This is a genomic window from Ferrigenium kumadai (genome assembly GCF_018324385.1).
GTDB classification, from domain to species: domain Bacteria; phylum Pseudomonadota; class Gammaproteobacteria; order Burkholderiales; family Gallionellaceae; genus Gallionella; species Gallionella kumadai.
In genome coordinates, this window is sequence record NZ_AP019536.1 from 1,799,719 (window position 1) to 1,818,609 (window position 18,891).

Consider the following 18,891-nt stretch of genomic DNA (forward strand, 5'->3'; position numbering starts at 1 on the left):
GAGCGGCGCAATTCGATTACTTGATGGACTTGATCGTGCCCTTGGGCAGCACGTTCTGGATCGCGGACTTCTGCACCGTCACTTCGACGTTCTCGGCGATCTGCATGCCCACGTATTCCTCGAAGACCTTGCTGACGGTGCCGACTTGACCGCCCACCGTGATGATCTCGTCGCCGCGCTGCAGCGCCTCGACCATGGCCTTGTGTTCCTTGGCGCGCTTGCTCTGCGGACGCAGCACCAGGAAATAGAACACCGCGATCAGCGCGATCAGCGGCAGGAAGTCCATGATTCCGCCGCCTTGGGGAGCAGCAGCGGTTTGAGCGTAGGCGTTACTGATGAACATCTTTTAAGTCTCCGAAAGTAAAGGATCGAAAGGCGCGCATCTTATCATGAAGCGCCTTCAGGAGTTCCTTGGGTATAACCGGGCGTGCCCCCTCCCTGCACATCCCGAATTTTTTATCCTGCCCGGCAACGGATTCGGTGCGGGTATGGGGAATTTCGGGACTGCACGGCCGCATTTCAGAAAGCCCGCATGAATAATGCGCCCGCCTGATGGCGTGCAGGCGCATGGGCGCTCGACACGCCCTGCCCGGCTCTGATCGGTCAGAATCCCTTGCCGATCTCGACCCACGCCCGCGTGGACGATGAGTTGGCCACCAGCGCCGGAGTCGAGCCGAGACGCGAGGCGATATAGGCCTTGGCATGCCACTGGTCGCCGCCGGCCCAGTTGAGCCCCACGCCTGCGCCGCTCAGCGTCGCGCCGTTGGCTCCCCCCACCCAGGGACTCTTGTTGACCGTCACATGCGCGCTGTCGACGAAGGCCACCGCCTGCCATTGGCCGCCTCCGGCGCGCAGGTCGTGGCGCCACTCGACGCTTCCCGCGTAACCTGTGTCGCCCGATGCGGCACCCACGTCGTAGGCTCGCACTGTATAGGGGCCGCCCACCGTCATCTTTTCCGCGGAATCCAGGTTGGCATTCGCCCACTGCGCGGCCACCTCGATGTAGAGCTCGTTTTCCGGCGTCAGCGCCTGATGCCGAGCAAAGTTCGCGTCCCATTTCGAGAAGCTGCCTTGGGTTCCTGCGGTGGCCGCATCGACGGCCTGCGCCGTGGCATCGTCGAAAGAGACGCGCCCCGATGTCCAGGCCAGGCTCCAGGTGTTGACGCCGCCGGACAGGAGCGCATCGCGCAGGTCGCCGTTCAGGCTCAGCACCCAGTTGCCGAGATGGCGGTCGGTACGGATCGCGCTCGTGTCGATGCGGTCGCGCAGCATTTTCCGGTCGTACTGTAGCTGGCCGTAGAGATTCAGGTCGCGGCTGCGCATGAACGGCTGCCGGACCCACAGGCTCCCCACCTGAGCGGTGCCGTGCGCGTTGAGCGGTGCCAGGGTGTCGCCGAGGACGTAGTGCACCGCCGAATACGCGCCGCCGATGCGGGTACCCAGCCCGTTCAGCAGCGATTCGTAACTGATGCGTCCGTAATCCAGCCCGCTGCCCGAACCCAGCAGCGTCGCGCCCAGCACGTCGCCGTGATGCAACGGATTGGTGAAGTTGACCGTCGCTCCGGCGCGCGTCTTGCCGGTGTAGCGGTTGCCATAGTTATCCACGGACACCTGGGCAGCAAAGGCCGGAGCGGCCGTTGCCTCCACCTGCAGGTCGGAAGTCCCCACGGCTTCGCCCGACTTCAGAGTCGCGTTGACCGCGACACCCGGGATGTCCGAGAGCAGGAGGAGCGCACGATCCATTTCCCGCTGGCCGACCACCTGTCCGCCTTGCAACGGGGAAAGCGTGCCCTGCAGCAAGGCGTCATCCACTCGGCTGCGGTTGTCGAGCTTGATCCTGCCGTAACGCGCCTCGATGACCTCGAAATCCAGCATGCCGTCGCGTATCGTCTGCGCCGGAATGATCGCGCGCGCCAGCGGATAGCCATGGCTTTGGTAGTAGTCGGTGATGCGCGCAGCCAATTCGTCCAGCTGGGAAAGGTCAAGCTTTTTGCCTTCGCCTTCCGCCACCAGCGCGTGCAGGGTTGCCGTATCGAACAGGGTGTTGCCCGAGATCCGGATGGCCTTGACTTCGAACGGCGCGGAGGGCGGCAGCTTCACCCCGCTCCGGGGTTCGATCTTGAGCCCGGTCTCGCTGGGAGAGGGCTCGGGCGGCGCGGAAGGCTTGATCTGCTGCAGCAGCGACCCGGCATCGGGAACGACGGCCCCCGCAGCCTGCGCGGCGAGAGGCAAGGACAGCAGCGCTGCCAGTAGCGGTTTCATGTGGTGGCCTCGACGGATATCGAATTTCATAGCGGCCCTTTCGAATCGTTTCCAATGGTGGTGTTTGCCGGCAGCTTCATGCCGCCGTTCACGACTTGCAGCGTCGGCCCGGTCCCGGCAACGTTCCACATGGTATTGGCCATGACGACGCCTCCGGCAGAGACATCGGTGATCGTCGGCGACGGGTCCATGGTGTGCGGCTGCGCACTCGCCTCGTGCGGCGTGCTCGCTTGGGGCGGCAGCACGGTTGCCTGTGCCTGGCTCACCGCATTCTGGACAGTTTGCGACGGAGTGGCATTGTCGATGTTCAAGATGCCGCCCGCGTAGGTAATGGTGTAATTGCCGCTGGTCAGTCCGGAAGGAGTGATGGCGTAAGTGCCCGCATTGACCGCGCCCTGCGATGTGCCGCCATAAGCCAGCGTCCCGCCCAGCACCGAGGAGGTCTCGCCGTTGACGAAACCGGTGTATGCAACCCCGTTACTGCCGCTCCAGGCCAGGCCGTCATAGGTCTTGCCGGCATTGTTGGCAGTGACGGTGAGCGACGCCGGGTTCACCGTCAGCGCGCCGTCCACATAGCTGATGTCGTAGCCCCGCTGATTCGACCAGTAACCGCTTGCGGTGATCGTGTAGCTGCCCGCGTTGACCGCCCCTTGCGACGTGCCGCCATAGCTCAGGGAACCCAGCAGGTTGGGGCTGGTTCCCGCTCCTGCCACGGAATAGCTCGCGCCGTTGCTGCCGCTGTAGGCCAGACCGTCATAGGTCTTGCCGGTGCTGTTGGCGGTGACGGTAAGCGGCGTGAGGAAGGATTTCAACAATGGATAGGTAGCCCCCTCGTAGATGCGCCAAACCGCCGTGCTGCCGCCGCTGTTGGCGATGCTCCAGCCGCTGAAGCTGGCCATGGACTGCATCTGGGCGGTGGTGAGCCCGGTGCCACCCAAGCTGGACGCCACTCTGGAAGTCTGGGTGTCCCAGTAGCTGTTGACGACGTTCGCGTTGACAGCCCCCCCACCCGCCCCACCCGCCCCGCCGGTCAGGCCGCCCACCAAGCCGCCCGTGGGGAGCCCGTCGACGGCGCCCGTCGAATAGCAGTTGCTGATGGTGCCGGGGGCGCCTTGCTGTCCCACCAGGCCGCCAACGTTGAAAAACCCCATCACACTGCCGGTGGCGTAGCTGTTGCTGACGTTGCCGGAGCCGGTACCCTTCAACCCGCCGGCGCCGGTGTTGCCGCCGGTCACGCGGACGTTGGCGTAGCTGTAATCGATGGTGCCGGGGCTGCTGCCCACCAAGCCGCCGACGGAATTGTTGCTGCCGTTCACCGTGCCGCCGTCGGCATAGCTGTAACTGATGGCTCCGGCATTGTATCCCGCCAGCGCGCCTACGTCGTTCGCTCCGTTCATGCTGCTGTTCAGCAGGCCGACGTAGCGCAGCGTGGAGCCGGCGTCGATATAACCGAACAGGCCGACGAAACTGTCCCCCCCCACGGTTGATGGTCAGCCCGGTGACGGTGTGGCCGAGGCCGGAAAAGTTGCCGGTGAACGGCGTAATGTTGTTGCCCACCGGCGCGAAGCCGGCGCCGGCATTCCAGCCCGAAGTGGCGGTGGCGTCGATGTCGGCGCCCAGCACGTAGTTGCCCGCAAGGTTGCCGCCCATGCCCTGCAGGTCGGTGCCGGTAACACTCCCCGCCGCCCCCAATGCGGTAATGACGGTGTAGGTAGTGATTGTGCCATCCGAACCCAGCTTGGTGCTGAAGTTATTGCCCGCGGGCAGGTTGATTTGCGCGCCGTTGCCGGTGTAGGTGCCGGTGTTGCCCGCTGCCACCGCGCCCTGACCGTATCGCAGCGCCAGGCTGCCCATGCCGGAGGCGTTCAGGGCCGCATTGAGGTGGATATTGTTCTGCGCGCTGAGCGTAAGCTGGCCCGCGCTCCAGCTCACTCCGTTGGCGATGGCGAGGTCGTTGGCCGCGCTGCCCGTGCCGGTGATGGTGCGGGTGATCGTGCTGATGTCATAGCCCTGCTGGTTGCTGTACAGGGTGTTCGTCAGCGACGCCGTGTAGCTGCCCGGCGTCGCGCTGCTGCTCAGGGTCAGTCCCGTTACCGTGCCGAGAATGTTGGCGCCGACCGGGTTGGCGATGCTGGCGGTGTAATCGCCGATGTTGGTCAGCGTCTGCGCCGTGCCGTCATAAACCGGCGTGAGGGTGACGGGCGTCAGGAAGGTACGCAGCAGCGGATAGGTGGCTCCCTCGTAGATGCGCCAAACCGCCGTACTGCCGCCGCTGTTGGCGATGCTCCAGCCGCCGAAGCTGGCCATGGACTGCATCTGCGCGGTGGTGAGGCCGGTGCCGGCCGCAGAGGTCGCCTGGCCGGATGTGACGGTGTCCCAGTAGCTGTTGGTGACCGTGCTCCCCGATATCGCCCCCACCAGACCGCCGATGAACCATACACCTCCAGTGGCGCTGACTGCGCCCGTGGCATAGCTGTTCGTGATCGTGCCCCCCGATACCCCCCCACCAGACCGCCGCCATATACGGCGGATGCCGCAGTGCCGTGGACGTCGGCGGTGGCATAGCTGTTGGTGATTGTGCCCCCCGACATCTCCCCCACCAGACCGCCGACAGTCGTCTGATAGTTTGCCCCGGCAACCGTGCCGGTGGCGTAGCTGTTGGCAATCGAGCCGCCATTGAGAGTTGCCGTCAGCGTGCCGGCTATGCTGCCCCCGTTGATATTGACGTTGGTGAGTCCGACGTTGCGCAGCGTGCCGCTCACCGCGCCGAACAGCCCCGCGTAGTCGCCGGGACGATTGATGGTCAGCCCGTCGATGGTATGGCCGAGGCCGTCGAAGACGCCGGTGAAATTGAAAAATATGTTACCCGCCGGCATGAAGCCGGCGCCGCCTTCCCAGCCCACCGTCTCGGTGGCATCGATGTTTGCGCCCAGCACGTAGTGGCCGGCGAGGTTGCCGGCCACGCCTTGCAGGTCGGTGCCGGCGTTGCTGCTCCGCGTACCCAGGGTGGTGATGATGGTGTAGGGGGTGGTCGCGCCGTCGCTGCCCAGCTTGGTGCTGAAGCTGCCCGTCGAGGCCAGGTTGACCGGAGCGTTGACGTTGTACGCAGCGGTGTTGCCAGCGTTCACGGCGCCTTGGCCGTATTCCAGCGCGAGGCCGGCGGTACCGCTGCCGTTCATGGCGGCGTTGATGTTGATGTTCCTCTGAGCGTTCAGCGTCAGCGTATTAGCGGACCAGGTGACGCTGTCGTTGACGTTCACATCCCCCGCCGTGCCGGCGGCGCCGCTGGTGGATTGGATGATGACGTTGCCGCCGGCGAGGTTGGTCGAGAGCGTCGCGCCGGTCATGTCGCCGCCGGAAGCCGCGATGGTGAAGTCCACCGGATCGATGAGCCATGTGCCGCTCAAGCCGTTTTCGGACTTGGTGGTGACGACCGCACCGTTGGCGATCTTGACGTGGGCGGCGGAAGTTTCGATAAAACCGCCCGTAGGGGCGCGATTTATCGCGCCCGGATTTGCCGCCGCGGGTGCGGAAGCATCCAGCGTGCCGCCGACGTTGACCGTGCCCGCAGCCATCCCGCCCATCAGGATGATGGTGCCGTTGACGTTCTGCACAGTGCGCGCCTCGATGACGCCGGTATTGTTCACCGCGCTGGCAAGCAGCGCATTCTTCGCGCCCGCCGACATCAGCACCATGCCGCCGTCGGCGCGGATCAGCCCGCCATTCTCGGCCAGGTTGTCCAGCGTGCTCCGGTCCACCTGCAACTTGACCAGGCTGTTGCCGGCGAAGGTCAGCGTGACGGCATCGCCCGCGCCCAGCGCCGCAGTCCCGCCATTCGCAACAATGGTGCCCTGGTTGCTGACGGTGTTGCCGATGAATGCGACATAGCCGCCGTTGATCGTGCCCCGGTTGACGATGCTGCCGGTGCCGTGGCCACTGAAGCTGCGCGTCGCGCTGTTCAGGCTGGCGTCATTGATATCCAGCGTGGAGGCCACCAGGCCGCCGACGTTGACCTGCGAACCCGCACCGAACAGGATGCCATTGGGATTGATGAGGTAGACCTGGCCGTTGGCATTGAGGTGACCGAGGAATTGGGTGCCGTTGGTGTCGTAGATGCGGTTGACCGCGACGGCAGCAGCCGAGGGCTGCACGAAATTCACCGTCTCCGTCGGCGCGGTATCGAAGCTCTGCCAGGAGAGCGACAGGTTCGGGCTGGTCTGTTTGATGGTGGTGGTGGTACCGGATCGGGTGATCGTGCCGCTGCCCGCGGTGACCAGTCCGCCCGTCGGTGCAGCCAACGCCTGGCCTGCGCAAAGCACGAACGCCGCGGCGACGAGCCTGCGGCAGGTACGTTTGCCGCATCCGCGAGCGGTTTCCGCCACGGCAACCCACGAGTTGAGCACATGGCTCCACACGAGCCGGTAGATATGATTCATCGATGCATGGCGCTGCATATTTCCCCCAGAGTATTTGATTTTTCGGCCCAGCTCCCGGTTGTTGAAGCACCACGTTCGGCCTCGATAATCATCGGGGCAAGTTCATCCAGCGGCTTCCGCAAACCTGTAGCATGTCGCGTGCACGAACCACCCAACGACACGCGCCTTTTAACCGCGTCAAAAGTTGGGGATTGTACTCACGGCGCCGACCTTGCTCCTCCCCCTAATCCGGGGGTATGGGGAATCAGGAAGCCTTGCAGCCAGATGGCCATCAGCGCCGACCGGTTGCTGACGCCGAACTTGCGGTTGATGTTGGTGACGTATTCGTGGATGGCGTGGCAGCTCTGGCCTTGGGCGGCATCGAAGTCGGCCAGCGTGTCCCGGAGGGTATGGATGCGTTCACGGATTGCGGGGGCGGGAAGGACGAAAATCATGGCGGCGAACTATGCCATTGCCATGAAGATGACTAACCCCCTAATCAGGGGGAAGTGGGAATCAGGAAGCCTTGCCCAGCCAGATGGCCATCAGCGCCGCCCGGTTACTGACTCCGAACTTGCGGTAGATGGAGGTAACGTGTTCGTGGGTGGTGTGATAGCTGCGTCCCAGTTCTTCCGCAATCAGTTTTTCCGGCAGGCCGGCCAACAGCAGGTGCAGCACCCGCCGCTCCGCCGGCGTCAGTGAAGCCGCTGCGATCAGCAGGCCATGGGAGAGCATGAGCTGCCGGTGGAACCATTTGATGCCGCGCAGGGCGTAGGCAACGGTATCCCGTTCGGCTTCCGTAAAAGGCGGGAGATCGGAAGCGCGGAAGATGCCAAACCAGGATTCGGCGTCCTCGGACACCGGGAAAGCCACCCAGGTAGCATCCGCCCTGCCGAAACCCTGATAATAAACACGATAGTAAAGCGACTCGAACCACTCCGGGCCAGCCACGTCGCACAGCCGCATGGCGCGGAAGGCGCCCGCGCCTTCGGCACCTCGGATGGTGGTTACATCCACGATACCTTGTTCCAGCTCATCCATCTGTTCCCGCACGGCATCGTTCAGCGGCGGCGAAGGGTGCAGGAAATGGGCGAGGCGCGGGCGCCAGCCTTTTACCGGATCGCCGGGGAACGAGGTATCCAGGCGCACCACCCCCATCCATGAGACATTCCACGCCCCCGCCAAGGTGCATAGCCCTTCCATCAGGAGGGTGAGTGCCTCGTCGGAGTGGGCCGCGTCGAAGTCAGCCAACTGGTCCCACAGGTTATGAATGAAATCACGTGTACTTTCTTCCATGCTTATCCCCTACTCTCGCGGCCCGAAAGTTCAAGGGGGAAGCCTGCCCGCGCACGCCGGAAATCCGCCACGAAGGCGTCAAACCGTCCCGTTTCTATCGCCCTGCGGATGTCGCGCATCAGGTCCTGGTAGTAATGCAGGTTGTGGATGGTATTCAGGCGCGCGCCGAGGATCTCGCCAAGCCTGTGCAAATGGTGCAGATAGGCGCGACTGAAGTTGCGGCAGGTGTAGCAGCCGCACTCCTCGTCCAGCGGGCGCGTGTCCATGCGGTATTGCGCGTTCTTGATGCGCACGTCGCCGTGGCGCGTGAACAGGTGGCCGTTGCGCGCGTTGCGCGTCGGCATCACGCAGTCGAACATGTCGATGCCCTGCGACACCGCCGCCACGATGTCTTCCGGCGTGCCCACGCCCATCAGGTAGCGCGGCTTGTCGGTCGGCAGCTGCGGCGCAGTGTGCTTGAGAATACGCAGCATGTCGTCCTTGGGCTCCCCCACCGACAGGCCGCCGATGGCATAGCCGTCGAAGCCGATATTGGTCAGCCCCGCCAGCGATTCGTCGCGCAGGTGTTCATGCATGCCGCCCTGCACGATGCCGAACAGCGCATTCGGATTGCCCTCGTGGGCGCGCTTGCTGCGCTCCGCCCAGCTCAGAGACAGGCGCATGGATTCGCCAGCGACCCGCTCGTCCGCGGGATAGGGAGTGCATTCGTCGAAGATCATCACGATGTCGGAGTTCAATACCTTCTGGATGCGCATCGACTCTTCCGGCGAAAGGAAGCATTTGTCGCCGTTCACCGGCGACTTGAACTCCACGCCGCCGCCGGTGATCTTGCGCAGCGCGCCGAGGCTGAACACCTGGAAGCCACCGGAGTCGGTCAGTATCGGACCGTCCCAGCCCATGAAGCGGTGCAGCCCGCCGTGCGCCTCGATGACTTCGAGGCCCGGGCGCAGCCACAGGTGAAAGGTGTTGCCCAGCACGATGTGCGCGTCGATATCGTGCAATTCGGCAGGCGACATCGCCTTCACCGTGCCGTATGTTCCAACGGGCATAAAGGCCGGAGTCTGCACCGTGCCGTGCGCCAGGGTCAACTGGCCGCGCCGCGCCATGCCGGATGTTTTATATAAGGTAAATTCCATTACTGCCCTTCATTTCTTTCAATCAGCATCGCATCCCCGTAACTGAAGAAGCGATATTCGTTGTCCACGGCGTGGCGGTAGGCCGCCCGCATCCGTTCCATCCCGCCGAAGGCGGACACCAGCATCAGCAGCGTGGACTTCGGCAGGTGGAAGTTGGTCAGTAGCACGTCCACCACGCGAAAACGGTAGCCCGGCGTGATGAAGATGCGCGTCTCACCCGATCCGGCCTTCAGCTCACCGGACTGCGCTGCACTCTCCAGCGCGCGCAGACTGGTCGTGCCCACCGACACCACGCGACCGCCCGCAGCGCGCGCGGCGGCGATGGCGTCCACGGTCTCCTGCGGAATCTCATAGCGCTCGCTGTGCATCGCGTGTTCGCGGATGTTCTCGGTACGCACCGGCTGGAACGTGCCGGCGCCGACATGCAGCGTGACATAGGCGAGCTTCGCCCCCTTGTCGCGCAGGGCTTGCAGCATGGCGTCGTCGAAATGCAGCCCCGCCGTGGGCGCCGCCACCGCGCCCGCCTCGCGTGCGAACACGGTCTGGTAACGCTGCTCGTCCTCGTCGCCCGCCGCATGCGTGATATAGGGCGGCAGGGGCAGGCGTCCGTAGCGGTCCAGCAGGTCCAGCACCGGCTCTTCACTCAGGAAGCGCAGATGGAAGAACTCGCCCTCGCGCCCCAGCACCTCGACCGGCAGCACATCAACAAGCATCAGCCTTGCGCCCGCCTTGGGCGACTTGCTGGCGCGCATCTGCACCAGTACCTCATGCTCGTTCAGCACGCGCTCGACCAGCACCTCGACCTTGCCGCCCGTCTCTTTCTCACCGAACAGCCGCGCCTTGATGACGCGCGTGTCGTTCAACACCAGCACGTCGTTCGGACGGATAAACCGCAGCAGGTCGGCAAATCGGCAATCCTCGAGCGCGCCGTCGTGCGCATACAGCAAGCGGCTGGTGCCGCGCCGCTCGGGCGGATGTTGCGCAATCAGCCGCTCGGGCAGGTCAAAATCGAATTCTTCGGTACGCATGAATACAAAGCAAAACTTTATGAGGGCGCGATTGTAGTTGATGAAGCCCATCGTTTCATGGATAATTCGCGGCTCTTTACCGCCGGGGTGATGGAACTGGTAGACGTGCCGGACTCAAAATCCGGTGCCAGAGATGGCGTGAGGGTTCGAGTCCCTCCCCCGGCACCAAATTGCAATAGACAGCATCAGTCGTCAACCAGTCGGGTTGCTGTTGCGTTACTGTAACCGACACGCATAGTGTCGCGAACGTTCGCAAACAACCTATAGGAGCTACAGAATGAGCAAATTGATGACTGCATTGATCGCTGCTGTTTTTACCGCTGTTTCCTTCTCCGCCGTCGCCGCTGAGGCTGCCAAGCCGGCCGCCGAACCGGCTAAGGCCGAAGCAGCCGCTCCTGCCAAGGCTGAAAAGATGGAACCGGCAAAGAAGGCCAAGAAATCCAAGAAGCACAAGAAGGCCGCACCAAAAGCTGAAGCCGCTCCCGCAGCCAAGTAATCTCTAAGAGGACGAACGAAGGCAGGGAGTTATCCCTGCCTTTTTTATTTGTATTTTTCATCCGACATGATCTGGAAACCAAACGTCACCGTCGCCGCCGTCATCGAACGCGAGGGCAAGTTCCTGCTGGTGGAAGAAGAGACCGCACAGGGTCTGCGGTTCAACCAGCCCGCAGGCCACTGGGAACCAAACGAGACTTTGGAACAAGGTGCAGCGCGCGAGGCGCTGGAAGAAACCGCCTACCATTTCACCCCGCAGCATCTGCTTGGCATCTACCGCTGGCATTCGGATTCGGCGGACATCACCTATCTGCGCTTCGCCTACACCGGCATCGTCACCTGCCACGAGCCGGAGCGCGCGCTGGACAAAGGCATCGTGCGCGCGGTATGGATGACGCCGGACGAAATCCGCGCCACGCAGGAACGCCATCGCAGCCCGCTGATCCTGCGCTGCGTCGAGGATTACCTCGCTGGCAAGCGTTACCCTCTGGAGTTGATCACCCACTATGAGTAACGAGCAAGCTCGTTCCCCTCTCCCCAACCCTCTCCCGCAAGCGGGCGAGGGGACGAACGTGAAAAGCATCCATAAAACCCGCGTGGTCGTCGGCATGTCCGGCGGCGTCGATTCCTCCGTCACCGCCCTGTTGCTCAAGCAGCAGGGCTATGACGTGGTCGGCCTGTTCATGAAGAACTGGGAAGACGACGACGACAGCGAGTACTGCTCCTCGCGCCAGGACCTGCTGGACGCGGTCTCGGTGGCCGACACCATCGGCATCCCCATCGAGGCGGTGAACTTCGCCAAGGAATACAAGGATCGCGTGTTCAGCTATTTCCTGCGCGAATACGAAGCCGGACGCACGCCCAACCCGGACATCCTGTGCAACTCCGAGATCAAGTTCAAGGCCTTCCTCGACCACGCGATCCAGCTCGGCGCGGACTGCATCGCCACCGGGCACTATGCGCAGGTGCGGGAGGTGGACGGCCTGTTCCAGTTGCTCAAGGCCGAGGACGACAGCAAGGACCAGAGCTATTTCCTGCACCGCCTGAACCAGGCGCAATTGTCCAAGGCGATGTTCCCGCTCGGCAAGCTGCTGAAGTCGCAGGTGCGCGCCATCGCCGAGCAGCATGGTCTGTCGAACTATGCGAAGAAGGACAGCACCGGCATCTGCTTCATCGGCGAGCGCCCGTTCCGCGAATTCCTCAACCGCTACCTGCCCACCCAGCCGGGCGAGATGCGCACGCCTGAAGGCAAGGTGGTGGGCAAGCACATGGGGCTGTCGTTCTACACCATCGGCCAGCGCCAGGGCCTGGGCATCGGCGGCGGCAAGGACTCCACCGGCGAACCCTGGTTCGTTGCGGGCAAGGACATGGCAAACAACCGTCTGATCGTGGTGCAGGGACACGACCATCCCATGCTGCAGAACCCGCATCTGGATGCCATGGAGATGCACTGGATCTCCGGCCGTGCACCCGACATGACACGCCCCTATGCCGCCAAGACACGGTACCGCCAGGCCGATGCCCCTTGCCGCATCGCGGCGTTGCAGGGCGAACGCTATGCCTTCGAATTCGACGAGCCGCAATGGGCGGTCACGCCCGGCCAGTCTGTCGTCGTGTACGACGGCGAAGTCTGCCTGGGCGGCGGGATCATCGAGGGGAACCTCTAGCGATCTGCCGCGTCGCGAGCCATTGTTCTCGAACGGCTCCCAACGATTCCGCAAGACTTCGCAAACAATCACCATCCCGATTCGCGTAAAATGCGCGCTTTCCGATTCAAGGCACGATCATGAACACACTTACCGCCCTCTCCCCTCTCGACGGACGCTACGCAGGCAAGGTTGACGCCTTGCGCGGCTACTTCAGCGAATTCGGCCTGATCCGCTTCCGCGTGCTGGTCGAGATCGAATGGCTCAAGGCGCTCAGCGCTCAGTCCGACATTCCCGAGATCGCACCCTTCTCCGCCGCGACCGTCGCGCAACTGGACGCCCTCAACGCGAACTTCTGCGAGGCGGATGCCGAGGCGATCAAAGGTATCGAGAAGCGCACCAATCACGACGTTAAGGCCATCGAATACTGGCTGCGCGACAAACTGTCGGGCAATCCCGAGACCGCGAAGGTACTGGAGTTCATCCACTTCGCCTGCACGTCGGAGGACATCAACAACCTCTCCCACGCGCTGATGCTCAAGGGCGCTCGCGAGGCGGTGATGCTGCCTGCGCTGCACAGTGTGACTACACGCTTGAAGGAGCTCGCACACCAGCTCGCCGAGCTGCCGATGCTGTGCCGCACCCACGGCCAGACCGCCACACCGAGCACGCTGGGCAAGGAGATGGCTAACGTGGTGTACCGTCTGCAGCGTGCCGAGCAGCGTCTCGCAGGCGTGGAGATCCTCGGCAAGATCAACGGCGCGGTTGGCAACTACAACGCGCACCTGTCGGCCTACCCGGAAGTGGACTGGGAGTCGTTCGCGAAGCGTTTCGTCGAGGCGCGCGGCCTGACCTTCAATCCCTACACCATCCAGATCGAGCCGCACGACTACATGGCCGAGCTGTACGACGCGTTCGCACGCATCAACACCATTCTTATCGATTTGGATCGCGACATCTGGGGCTACATCTCGCTGGGCTACTTCAAGCAGAAGGTGGTGGCGGGCGAAGTCGGCTCCTCGACCATGCCGCACAAGGTCAACCCGATCGACTTCGAGAACTCGGAAGGCAACTTCGGCCTGGCCAACGCCCTGCTGAAGCACCTGTCCGAGAAGCTGCCGATCTCGCGCTGGCAGCGCGACCTGACCGACTCCACGGTGCTGCGCAACATGGGCGTGGCGCTGGGCTACACCCTGCTCGGATACGAGTCGCTGTTGAAAGGCCTGAACAAGCTGGAAGCCAACCCACAACGCGTGGCCGAAGACCTGGACAACAGCTGGGAAGTGCTGGCCGAGCCAATTCAGACCGTGATGCGCCGCTATGGCGTGGAGAACGCCTACGACAAGCTGAAGGAACTGACTCGCGGCAAGGGCGGCATCAATAAGGAAAGCCTTGCCGCCTTCATCGCAACGCTGAACATCCCGGAAGCCGAAAAACAGCGCCTGCTGAAACTGTCGCCCGCCACCTATACCGGCAAGGCTGCGGAACTGGCGAAGCGCATCTAACAATAGCCACGCTCCCAGAAATAACAAAGCCCGCTTGTGCGGGCTTTGTATTTGGGGGGCGGCAAAAATCAGCGGTGGAAGGCAGTCACACCGTTCACGCTGACAGAACCATTCTGCAAGCCGTACAGCATTCCGGCCCCGAGACCGCCGGCACCAGTGAACACGCCGCCCACATGGCCGGATAGCGCCCCCGCACAGCCCGCCGGACAGGTCACGGTCAGAGCGCCCACATTCGGACCGCCGCTAGGCGAGTTCGCGGTGGCGGCGCCGAAGAAGCTCTTCTGTTCGATGGGGATATTAGTCCCGCTCGCCACCAGATTGCCCGCATTGGGCGTAGTCACGTTAACCCCAAGGTTCACGGTCTGGGTTGTGAAATTGGCGCTCAGCGTGGCGCTGTTCAGCGTCCCCACGCCGCCCAGCGAATCAGTGGGGGCGGTTCCTCCTGCCAGCACATAGTTGTATGTGCCGGACACCGGCAAAGCCACCGGCCCGGTCATCACCGGTCCGGTGATCCAATGTGAAGTGCCGTTAGCGTTGAGGCTGGTCGTCGTATTCGTAACACGATCGGTCATCAGCACCGTTCCCACCCAACGCCCCCAGCTGATGCCGGAGATGGGGTCCGTACCCAACCCGGCCACGGTGGTACCCGCCGCCGGACTGACCGTAACGGTGCCCACGCCGTTTGTGAAGGACTTGTCGGTGTCAAACTGCGTGGCGTTACCCGCCGCATCGAACAGCACCCTCCCTGAATTGTTATAGCCACCCATTGTCACCGGAGCCAGCTGGCTTGGACCGGTTGCGGGGATTACCGTATCGATGGTGGAGAGCGCCGCGATTCGGTAAGGGGTCGCGGTGTTCTGCGCCGTGCCGGTGAAGGCCGCCACCCCGGCGACCTGGTCGACGGTACTGTTTGCCATATTAAAATTGGACAATGCATAGGACAATATCGCCCCGTTCAGCGCGTTACCGGTCAGTTGGCCGGCGACTTCCCCACTGGCAGGACTAGTACCGACCATTACCGACAGCGCCGATGACCAACCCGGACGCGCCATGGTCGTAGCCCTGAACCCGACCTTGGCACTGTTGAAGTACATGATCTCCAAGGGCACCCCCGCTCCCGTGGTGACTGCACTCCAGGGGGTGCCCCCCACCGACAGCGCCAGATTGAAGTTCACCACTTGCAGGCTAAAATTCACGCTCAGTGATGCTGAGTTCAAGGTTGCCGCTGCCCCTGCTATTGTCGACGTGGGCGTGGTGCCGCCCGCAAAGGTATAAGCGGCATTGGTCGTCAGCAACACTTCCGGAAGATAGACCGGGGTTACCGCAGGACCGCCAATCCAGTGAGAGTAAACCGGCCTACCCGACGAAGTGGGATTTCCCGCACCCAGCACGTATTGCGCGGATGTTGCGCTGTATTGACCAAATTGAATCCCAGTTGCCGCTATCGTGGTTACCGGCTGCGCAGCAACAGCCCCGCTCAATGAATAGGTAGCCGGGCCGTTAGAAACAAAACGGTCCGTGAAAGAAGGACTGGGCAGCGTGTTATTAACATCCGCCGGTTTCGCGATGAGGGTATTGACTGTAGTGTAGGCAGGAGAGGGCACCGAAGTGGTTTCGGTTGTCGCAACTGCCACAGCCAAGTCGGTTTGCACAAAAGGCGCCGAGGCCACTGGCGGGATGACGAGGGGCGGCGTCGCAGCGGTAACCATCGCCACGCCCTGCACCACGTCGGTCGAATTGCCGACGATGTTGTAAGGGATTGCCACCTTGTCGGCGGCATTTGCCGCAAAGCGCGCCCAGATGTCTGCGGTATATCCAGCCGCATCGCAATTGACACCGGTACAGGTCACGCCATTAATGCCTCCCATCCAGATGTTATCCCCGGAAATCGGGATTCCATTGGGGGTGGTTACCGTAAACGCCTTATTCTGTGTACTGATGAAGTTGGGATCGGCAGTGCTGAAAGAGAGAGCCAGCGAAATATTGACGATCTGGTTAGTAAAATCAGCCGACAATGTCGCCGCAGTCAAGGTGCCGACGTTGCCGAACCGGTCGGTAGGATGTGTGGCAGCCGTCAGGGAATAATTCGTCAAGCCGGCCAATGTCTGCACATACCCCACCGGCGGGTTGGCCGAGAAGACCCATTGCAAGCTGGTGTTGCCCAATGCGAAATTGCTGCCCGCCGGCGCCGTAAAGGCAACGACGCCCCCTTGCCAACGACCGAAATAGACGCTGCCGTCAGCACTGACATAAGTATCCTTCGCCACCCCTCCGCTAATTTTCCCCTGACCGACCACCTCCACCAGATTATTCCCGGCGTCCAGCAGATAACTGGTAGCCGGCAGGTTCGTGGCAAAAGGATTGGCCCATGCGCCCGTCGCGGGATCCACTCCCAACACCTCATAGCCGTAACCGTTCGATGCGGCATAGGTCGGCATGTTTCCGGTGACCGTAGTCGTTTGTCCAGTCGCCGTCGTGGTAATGGTTTGGTTGTTCAGGTTGACGGTCTGCCCGTCAACTGGCAAAACTGTCGGCGGCGCAACGGTCGTCGCCACTGGTGTCGACACTGTGGTTCCCGCCGCACCACCGGCCACCACCGGAGTAGTGGCCGCAGGCAGGACTCCCGCTGCAGGCGGAGTTGCATCGACCACAGCGGTATCGCGAACAGGCTCTTGCTGCGCGCTTTCAGTCTGCTCCGTTCCTGATCCGGCTGCCCCTGTCGCCTCCCCACCGCTCGCAGCCTGCTGCGCTGGCTTCTCTTCTTTCTTTTCCAGCTTGGTTTCTTCTGCCGGAGCGGGCGCTACCGTGAAGATGTTGGTATTAAGCTGCTGCACTACTGGAGCCTGGTTCATGCCGGCGGCGAAACCCATCTGGTTGGGCTGCACATTGATCGTCCCCTGGTCGGTGGTCATGGTAGTCCCGCCCGTATTCACCTTGCTGTATGCTCCGACAGGAGCAACCTGCGCCATCGCACTGCCGGGGGTGACTTCGTAGGATTCGTGATCGGTGCCGCGGATTCCGATGGTTGCCGACGGCGTGGTGATTTTGTAATTCTGTTTGTTAATGCGCCCGATCAGCCCCGTCACCGCACGGAATCCGCCTTTGAACAGCGAAAAGAAGCCTCTTTCTTCGCCATCTTCTTTTCCGCTGAATCTGAACTGATCAAACTTCATCCTGGTTTCTGGACGAACGGCAATGAATCCACCGTCTTGCATACGGACCTGTGCCGAAGCATCCTCGGCGGACGTGAGGATATCGCCCTCGTTGACCGCATCCCCTTTTTGAGCTGTTCGGACTTGACCGCCTGGGGTGGTGATCTGCACCACCCCGTGCACGAATTGAACATGTCCGGCCACCGCCGCCAGAGCGCCTTCTGATTGCACCGACAAAAGAACAAAACCCGACATCAACAGGAGGATTCTGAATTTTTTCATGACGCACCTCTCCAATCAAGATTATTTGAAGTCGCGACGAAGAGTCAGCGAGATGTCTGTACGGTCGTAACTGTAGATTGCCAGGTTGGAGCTTTTTCTCGAGAACCAGGCCTGCGGCTTGACTGACCACAGCTTATCCAGGCGCCAGTTCGCCCCGACGATCAAGTCGTATTGGTATTCATCGCGGTTGCCGTTGTTGACGATGAAGGCGTTCGGCTTGGAATACACCGCATGCTGCCACCCCAAGCTGGAGAACCCGTCCACCTGGTCGGTAAAAGCGACCTGCCCGCCGACTCGCACCCCGTCAAAACGTTTTTTCCCATCCGGCGGCTGGATTACATTCACCGGGACTACATCCAGCTCCTTGCCCGTATAGGCGCTGGCAAACACAGCCTTTTTGCCATCCGCCATGATGTGCAGCCAACCGGCTCCGGCAAGAACCAAATCGGTATTCCCGGTGGTTCTCGCATCCGTTCCGGGCGCCGTGGGCGGCGAACCTACGGCACGATTTCTCGCATATTGCGCAAAGGTATTCAGTTGGTTGGCCGGACTGAAGGTGTGTTGCCACTCGGCATTCGCCCCCACCGAATCGCGGCGCATGGAATTGGCCGAGTAGGCTTGCCCGCCAACCAAAGTCAGCTTGTATGCATTCTGTTCTTTGGCATACATCACGCCCGCCCTTCCCTCCGTACTCGTCGTGTCATAGGGAGTCGCAACCATGTTGCCATGTTGACGGACATCGGCCCCGCCATATACCAGCCAGTTCGCACCTATGCTGCGGCTGATCTCACCGCCGGCATTTACGCCGAGATAATTATCCCTTCGCTGTGACGGCGGAATTTGCGGGTTAGGATTTCCGGTTATGGCGGTGATCAGCGCAGCCAGCCCCGGGGACAAGCTGGAAACCGAGATCGTCGATCCCGTCCCGGTATTGACGTTGCTGTCGTTCCCCACCACTCCCTCGAGATAGGCGGACATATGAGTCTTCTTCGCTTCCTCATACGCGGCGATCGCATCCAGATATTTCTGGATCGTTGCTTTCGCCGCTTCCGGTGGGTTCTGTCCCATCACGGTCTCGAACTCGGTCTTGGCGCGCGGCAGGTCGCCAAGCTGGTAATAGGCGCGAGCCATGTCCAGGCGGGCACCGGCAAAATTGGGATCCACGGCCAGGACGCGTTCAAAAGCCAGTGTCGCCTTGTCCGGCTTGCCGCTGTCAAGGGCAGCGATACCCAGCAGGTAATCGAAGCGCACCTCGCCGGAACGTTCGAATTCGAGTGGCTCCAACAGTAAGTAGGCCTCGGCAGGTTTGCCGCCCTTGATCAGTTCGTCTGCATTGCGTAGCGGCTTCTCGCGGGCCTCGATTTCGGCCAACCTCTTGGCCTCTGCCTCGGCGCGCTGACGCGCTTCCAGCACAGCCTTGGCACGGGCTTCCGCTTCACGCTGGACCCGGAGGGTGCGGGCATCCGGTTGGACTGACTTTTTCGCCGCGGCCCTGGCTTTCTTGGAAACCTTGGCCTTGCCGCCGACAGCAGTACCTGCCGGCTCTTGCGCATATGCGCCACTCATAGCCAATACCAGACCGGACAACACCCAACCCGCTGCACATGCTAACTTCATAAGTCCCCCTGTTTGTTTTATGGGCAAAATACTACACCCCTCCCCCCCTTAGAACAA

The 18,891-nt window shown here is 62.2% G+C and carries 16 protein-coding genes and 1 tRNA gene; 6 read left to right on the forward strand and 11 right to left on the reverse strand.

Going from position 1 to position 18,891, the window contains the following annotated elements:
* Positions 1 to 16: 16 nt before the first annotated feature.
* Genes yajC through FGKAn22_RS08580 form a run of 4 tightly spaced genes read right to left on the reverse strand, consistent with a single transcriptional unit; the run spans position 17 to position 3,743 of the window.
* A complete protein-coding gene (gene yajC, locus FGKAn22_RS08565; protein WP_212785237.1) occupies positions 17 to 343 on the reverse strand; it encodes a preprotein translocase subunit YajC in 327 nt (108 codons plus the stop codon).
* Complete coding sequence (locus tag FGKAn22_RS08570; protein ID WP_212785238.1) at positions 330 to 569, reverse strand: hypothetical protein; 240 nt, start codon at positions 567 to 569, stop codon at positions 330 to 332. Before FGKAn22_RS08570 ends, yajC begins: the two co-directional genes overlap by 14 nt.
* Before the next feature lie 34 nt (positions 570 to 603).
* Positions 604 to 2,262, reverse strand: a complete 1,659-nt coding sequence (locus FGKAn22_RS08575) for a ShlB/FhaC/HecB family hemolysin secretion/activation protein (RefSeq protein ID WP_212785239.1) — start codon at positions 2,260 to 2,262, stop codon at positions 604 to 606.
* A 26-nt stretch (positions 2,263 to 2,288) separates the two neighbouring features.
* Positions 2,289 to 3,743 carry an MBG domain-containing protein gene (locus tag FGKAn22_RS08580; protein ID WP_212785240.1) on the reverse strand — a complete coding sequence of 485 codons (1,455 nt, stop codon included), beginning with the start codon at positions 3,741 to 3,743 and terminating at the stop codon, positions 2,289 to 2,291.
* Positions 3,744 to 4,114: 371 nt separating this feature from the next.
* Here FGKAn22_RS08580 and FGKAn22_RS08585 point away from each other — a divergent pair, with 371 nt between their 5' ends.
* Complete coding sequence (locus FGKAn22_RS08585; protein WP_212785241.1) at positions 4,115 to 4,270, forward strand: hypothetical protein; 156 nt, start codon at positions 4,115 to 4,117, stop codon at positions 4,268 to 4,270.
* Positions 4,271 to 4,466: 196 nt separating this feature from the next.
* Here the strand turns inward: FGKAn22_RS08585 and FGKAn22_RS08590 are convergent, their stop codons facing one another.
* The 5 genes from FGKAn22_RS08590 to queA all read right to left on the reverse strand — a co-directional run bounded on the left by FGKAn22_RS08590 (position 4,467) and on the right by queA (position 10,137).
* Entirely contained in the window at positions 4,467 to 6,716 is a 2,250-nt protein-coding gene (locus FGKAn22_RS08590) for a two-partner secretion domain-containing protein (RefSeq protein WP_212787193.1), read from the reverse strand.
* 179 nt (positions 6,717 to 6,895) lie between these two features.
* A complete protein-coding gene (locus FGKAn22_RS08595) occupies positions 6,896 to 7,132 on the reverse strand; it encodes a hypothetical protein (protein ID WP_212785242.1) in 237 nt (78 codons plus the stop codon).
* Positions 7,133 to 7,193: 61 nt separating this feature from the next.
* Entirely contained in the window at positions 7,194 to 7,973 is a 780-nt protein-coding gene (locus FGKAn22_RS08600) for a helix-turn-helix transcriptional regulator (protein ID WP_212785243.1), read from the reverse strand.
* Positions 7,974 to 7,975: 2 nt separating this feature from the next.
* Positions 7,976 to 9,109 carry a tRNA guanosine(34) transglycosylase Tgt gene (tgt, locus tag FGKAn22_RS08605; protein ID WP_212785244.1) on the reverse strand — a complete coding sequence of 378 codons (1,134 nt, stop codon included), beginning with the start codon at positions 9,107 to 9,109 and terminating at the stop codon, positions 7,976 to 7,978.
* Positions 9,109 to 10,137, reverse strand: a complete 1,029-nt coding sequence (gene queA, locus FGKAn22_RS08610) for a tRNA preQ1(34) S-adenosylmethionine ribosyltransferase-isomerase QueA (protein WP_212785245.1) — start codon at positions 10,135 to 10,137, stop codon at positions 9,109 to 9,111. The genes tgt and queA overlap by 1 nt, the downstream gene beginning before the upstream one ends.
* A gap of 81 nt (positions 10,138 to 10,218) precedes the next feature.
* On the opposite strand from queA, the gene FGKAn22_RS08615 reads away from it, so the two are divergent.
* The 5 genes from FGKAn22_RS08615 to purB all read left to right on the forward strand — a co-directional run bounded on the left by FGKAn22_RS08615 (position 10,219) and on the right by purB (position 13,783).
* Positions 10,219 to 10,305: transfer RNA gene (locus FGKAn22_RS08615), tRNA-Leu, on the forward strand.
* Between the two features lie 109 nt (positions 10,306 to 10,414).
* Entirely contained in the window at positions 10,415 to 10,633 is a 219-nt protein-coding gene (locus tag FGKAn22_RS08620; protein ID WP_212785246.1) for a hypothetical protein, read from the forward strand.
* A 66-nt stretch (positions 10,634 to 10,699) separates the two neighbouring features.
* Complete coding sequence (locus FGKAn22_RS08625; RefSeq protein WP_212785247.1) at positions 10,700 to 11,146, forward strand: NUDIX hydrolase; 447 nt, start codon at positions 10,700 to 10,702, stop codon at positions 11,144 to 11,146.
* A 67-nt stretch (positions 11,147 to 11,213) separates the two neighbouring features.
* A complete protein-coding gene (gene mnmA, locus FGKAn22_RS08630; RefSeq protein ID WP_281411910.1) occupies positions 11,214 to 12,299 on the forward strand; it encodes a tRNA 2-thiouridine(34) synthase MnmA in 1,086 nt (361 codons plus the stop codon).
* A gap of 119 nt (positions 12,300 to 12,418) precedes the next feature.
* Positions 12,419 to 13,783 carry an adenylosuccinate lyase gene (gene purB, locus FGKAn22_RS08635; RefSeq protein ID WP_212785249.1) on the forward strand — a complete coding sequence of 455 codons (1,365 nt, stop codon included), beginning with the start codon at positions 12,419 to 12,421 and terminating at the stop codon, positions 13,781 to 13,783.
* 68 nt (positions 13,784 to 13,851) lie between these two features.
* Here the strand turns inward: purB and FGKAn22_RS08640 are convergent, their stop codons facing one another.
* Together FGKAn22_RS08640 and FGKAn22_RS08645 are read right to left on the reverse strand one after the other, a co-directional pair.
* Positions 13,852 to 17,217, reverse strand: a complete 3,366-nt coding sequence (locus FGKAn22_RS08640; protein WP_212785250.1) for a FecR domain-containing protein — start codon at positions 17,215 to 17,217, stop codon at positions 13,852 to 13,854.
* A 21-nt stretch (positions 17,218 to 17,238) separates the two neighbouring features.
* Positions 17,239 to 18,834 (reverse strand): tetratricopeptide repeat protein, encoded by a 1,596-nt coding sequence (locus tag FGKAn22_RS08645; RefSeq protein WP_212785251.1) that lies wholly within the window; start codon positions 18,832 to 18,834, stop codon positions 17,239 to 17,241.
* Positions 18,835 to 18,891: the final 57 nt, after the last annotated feature.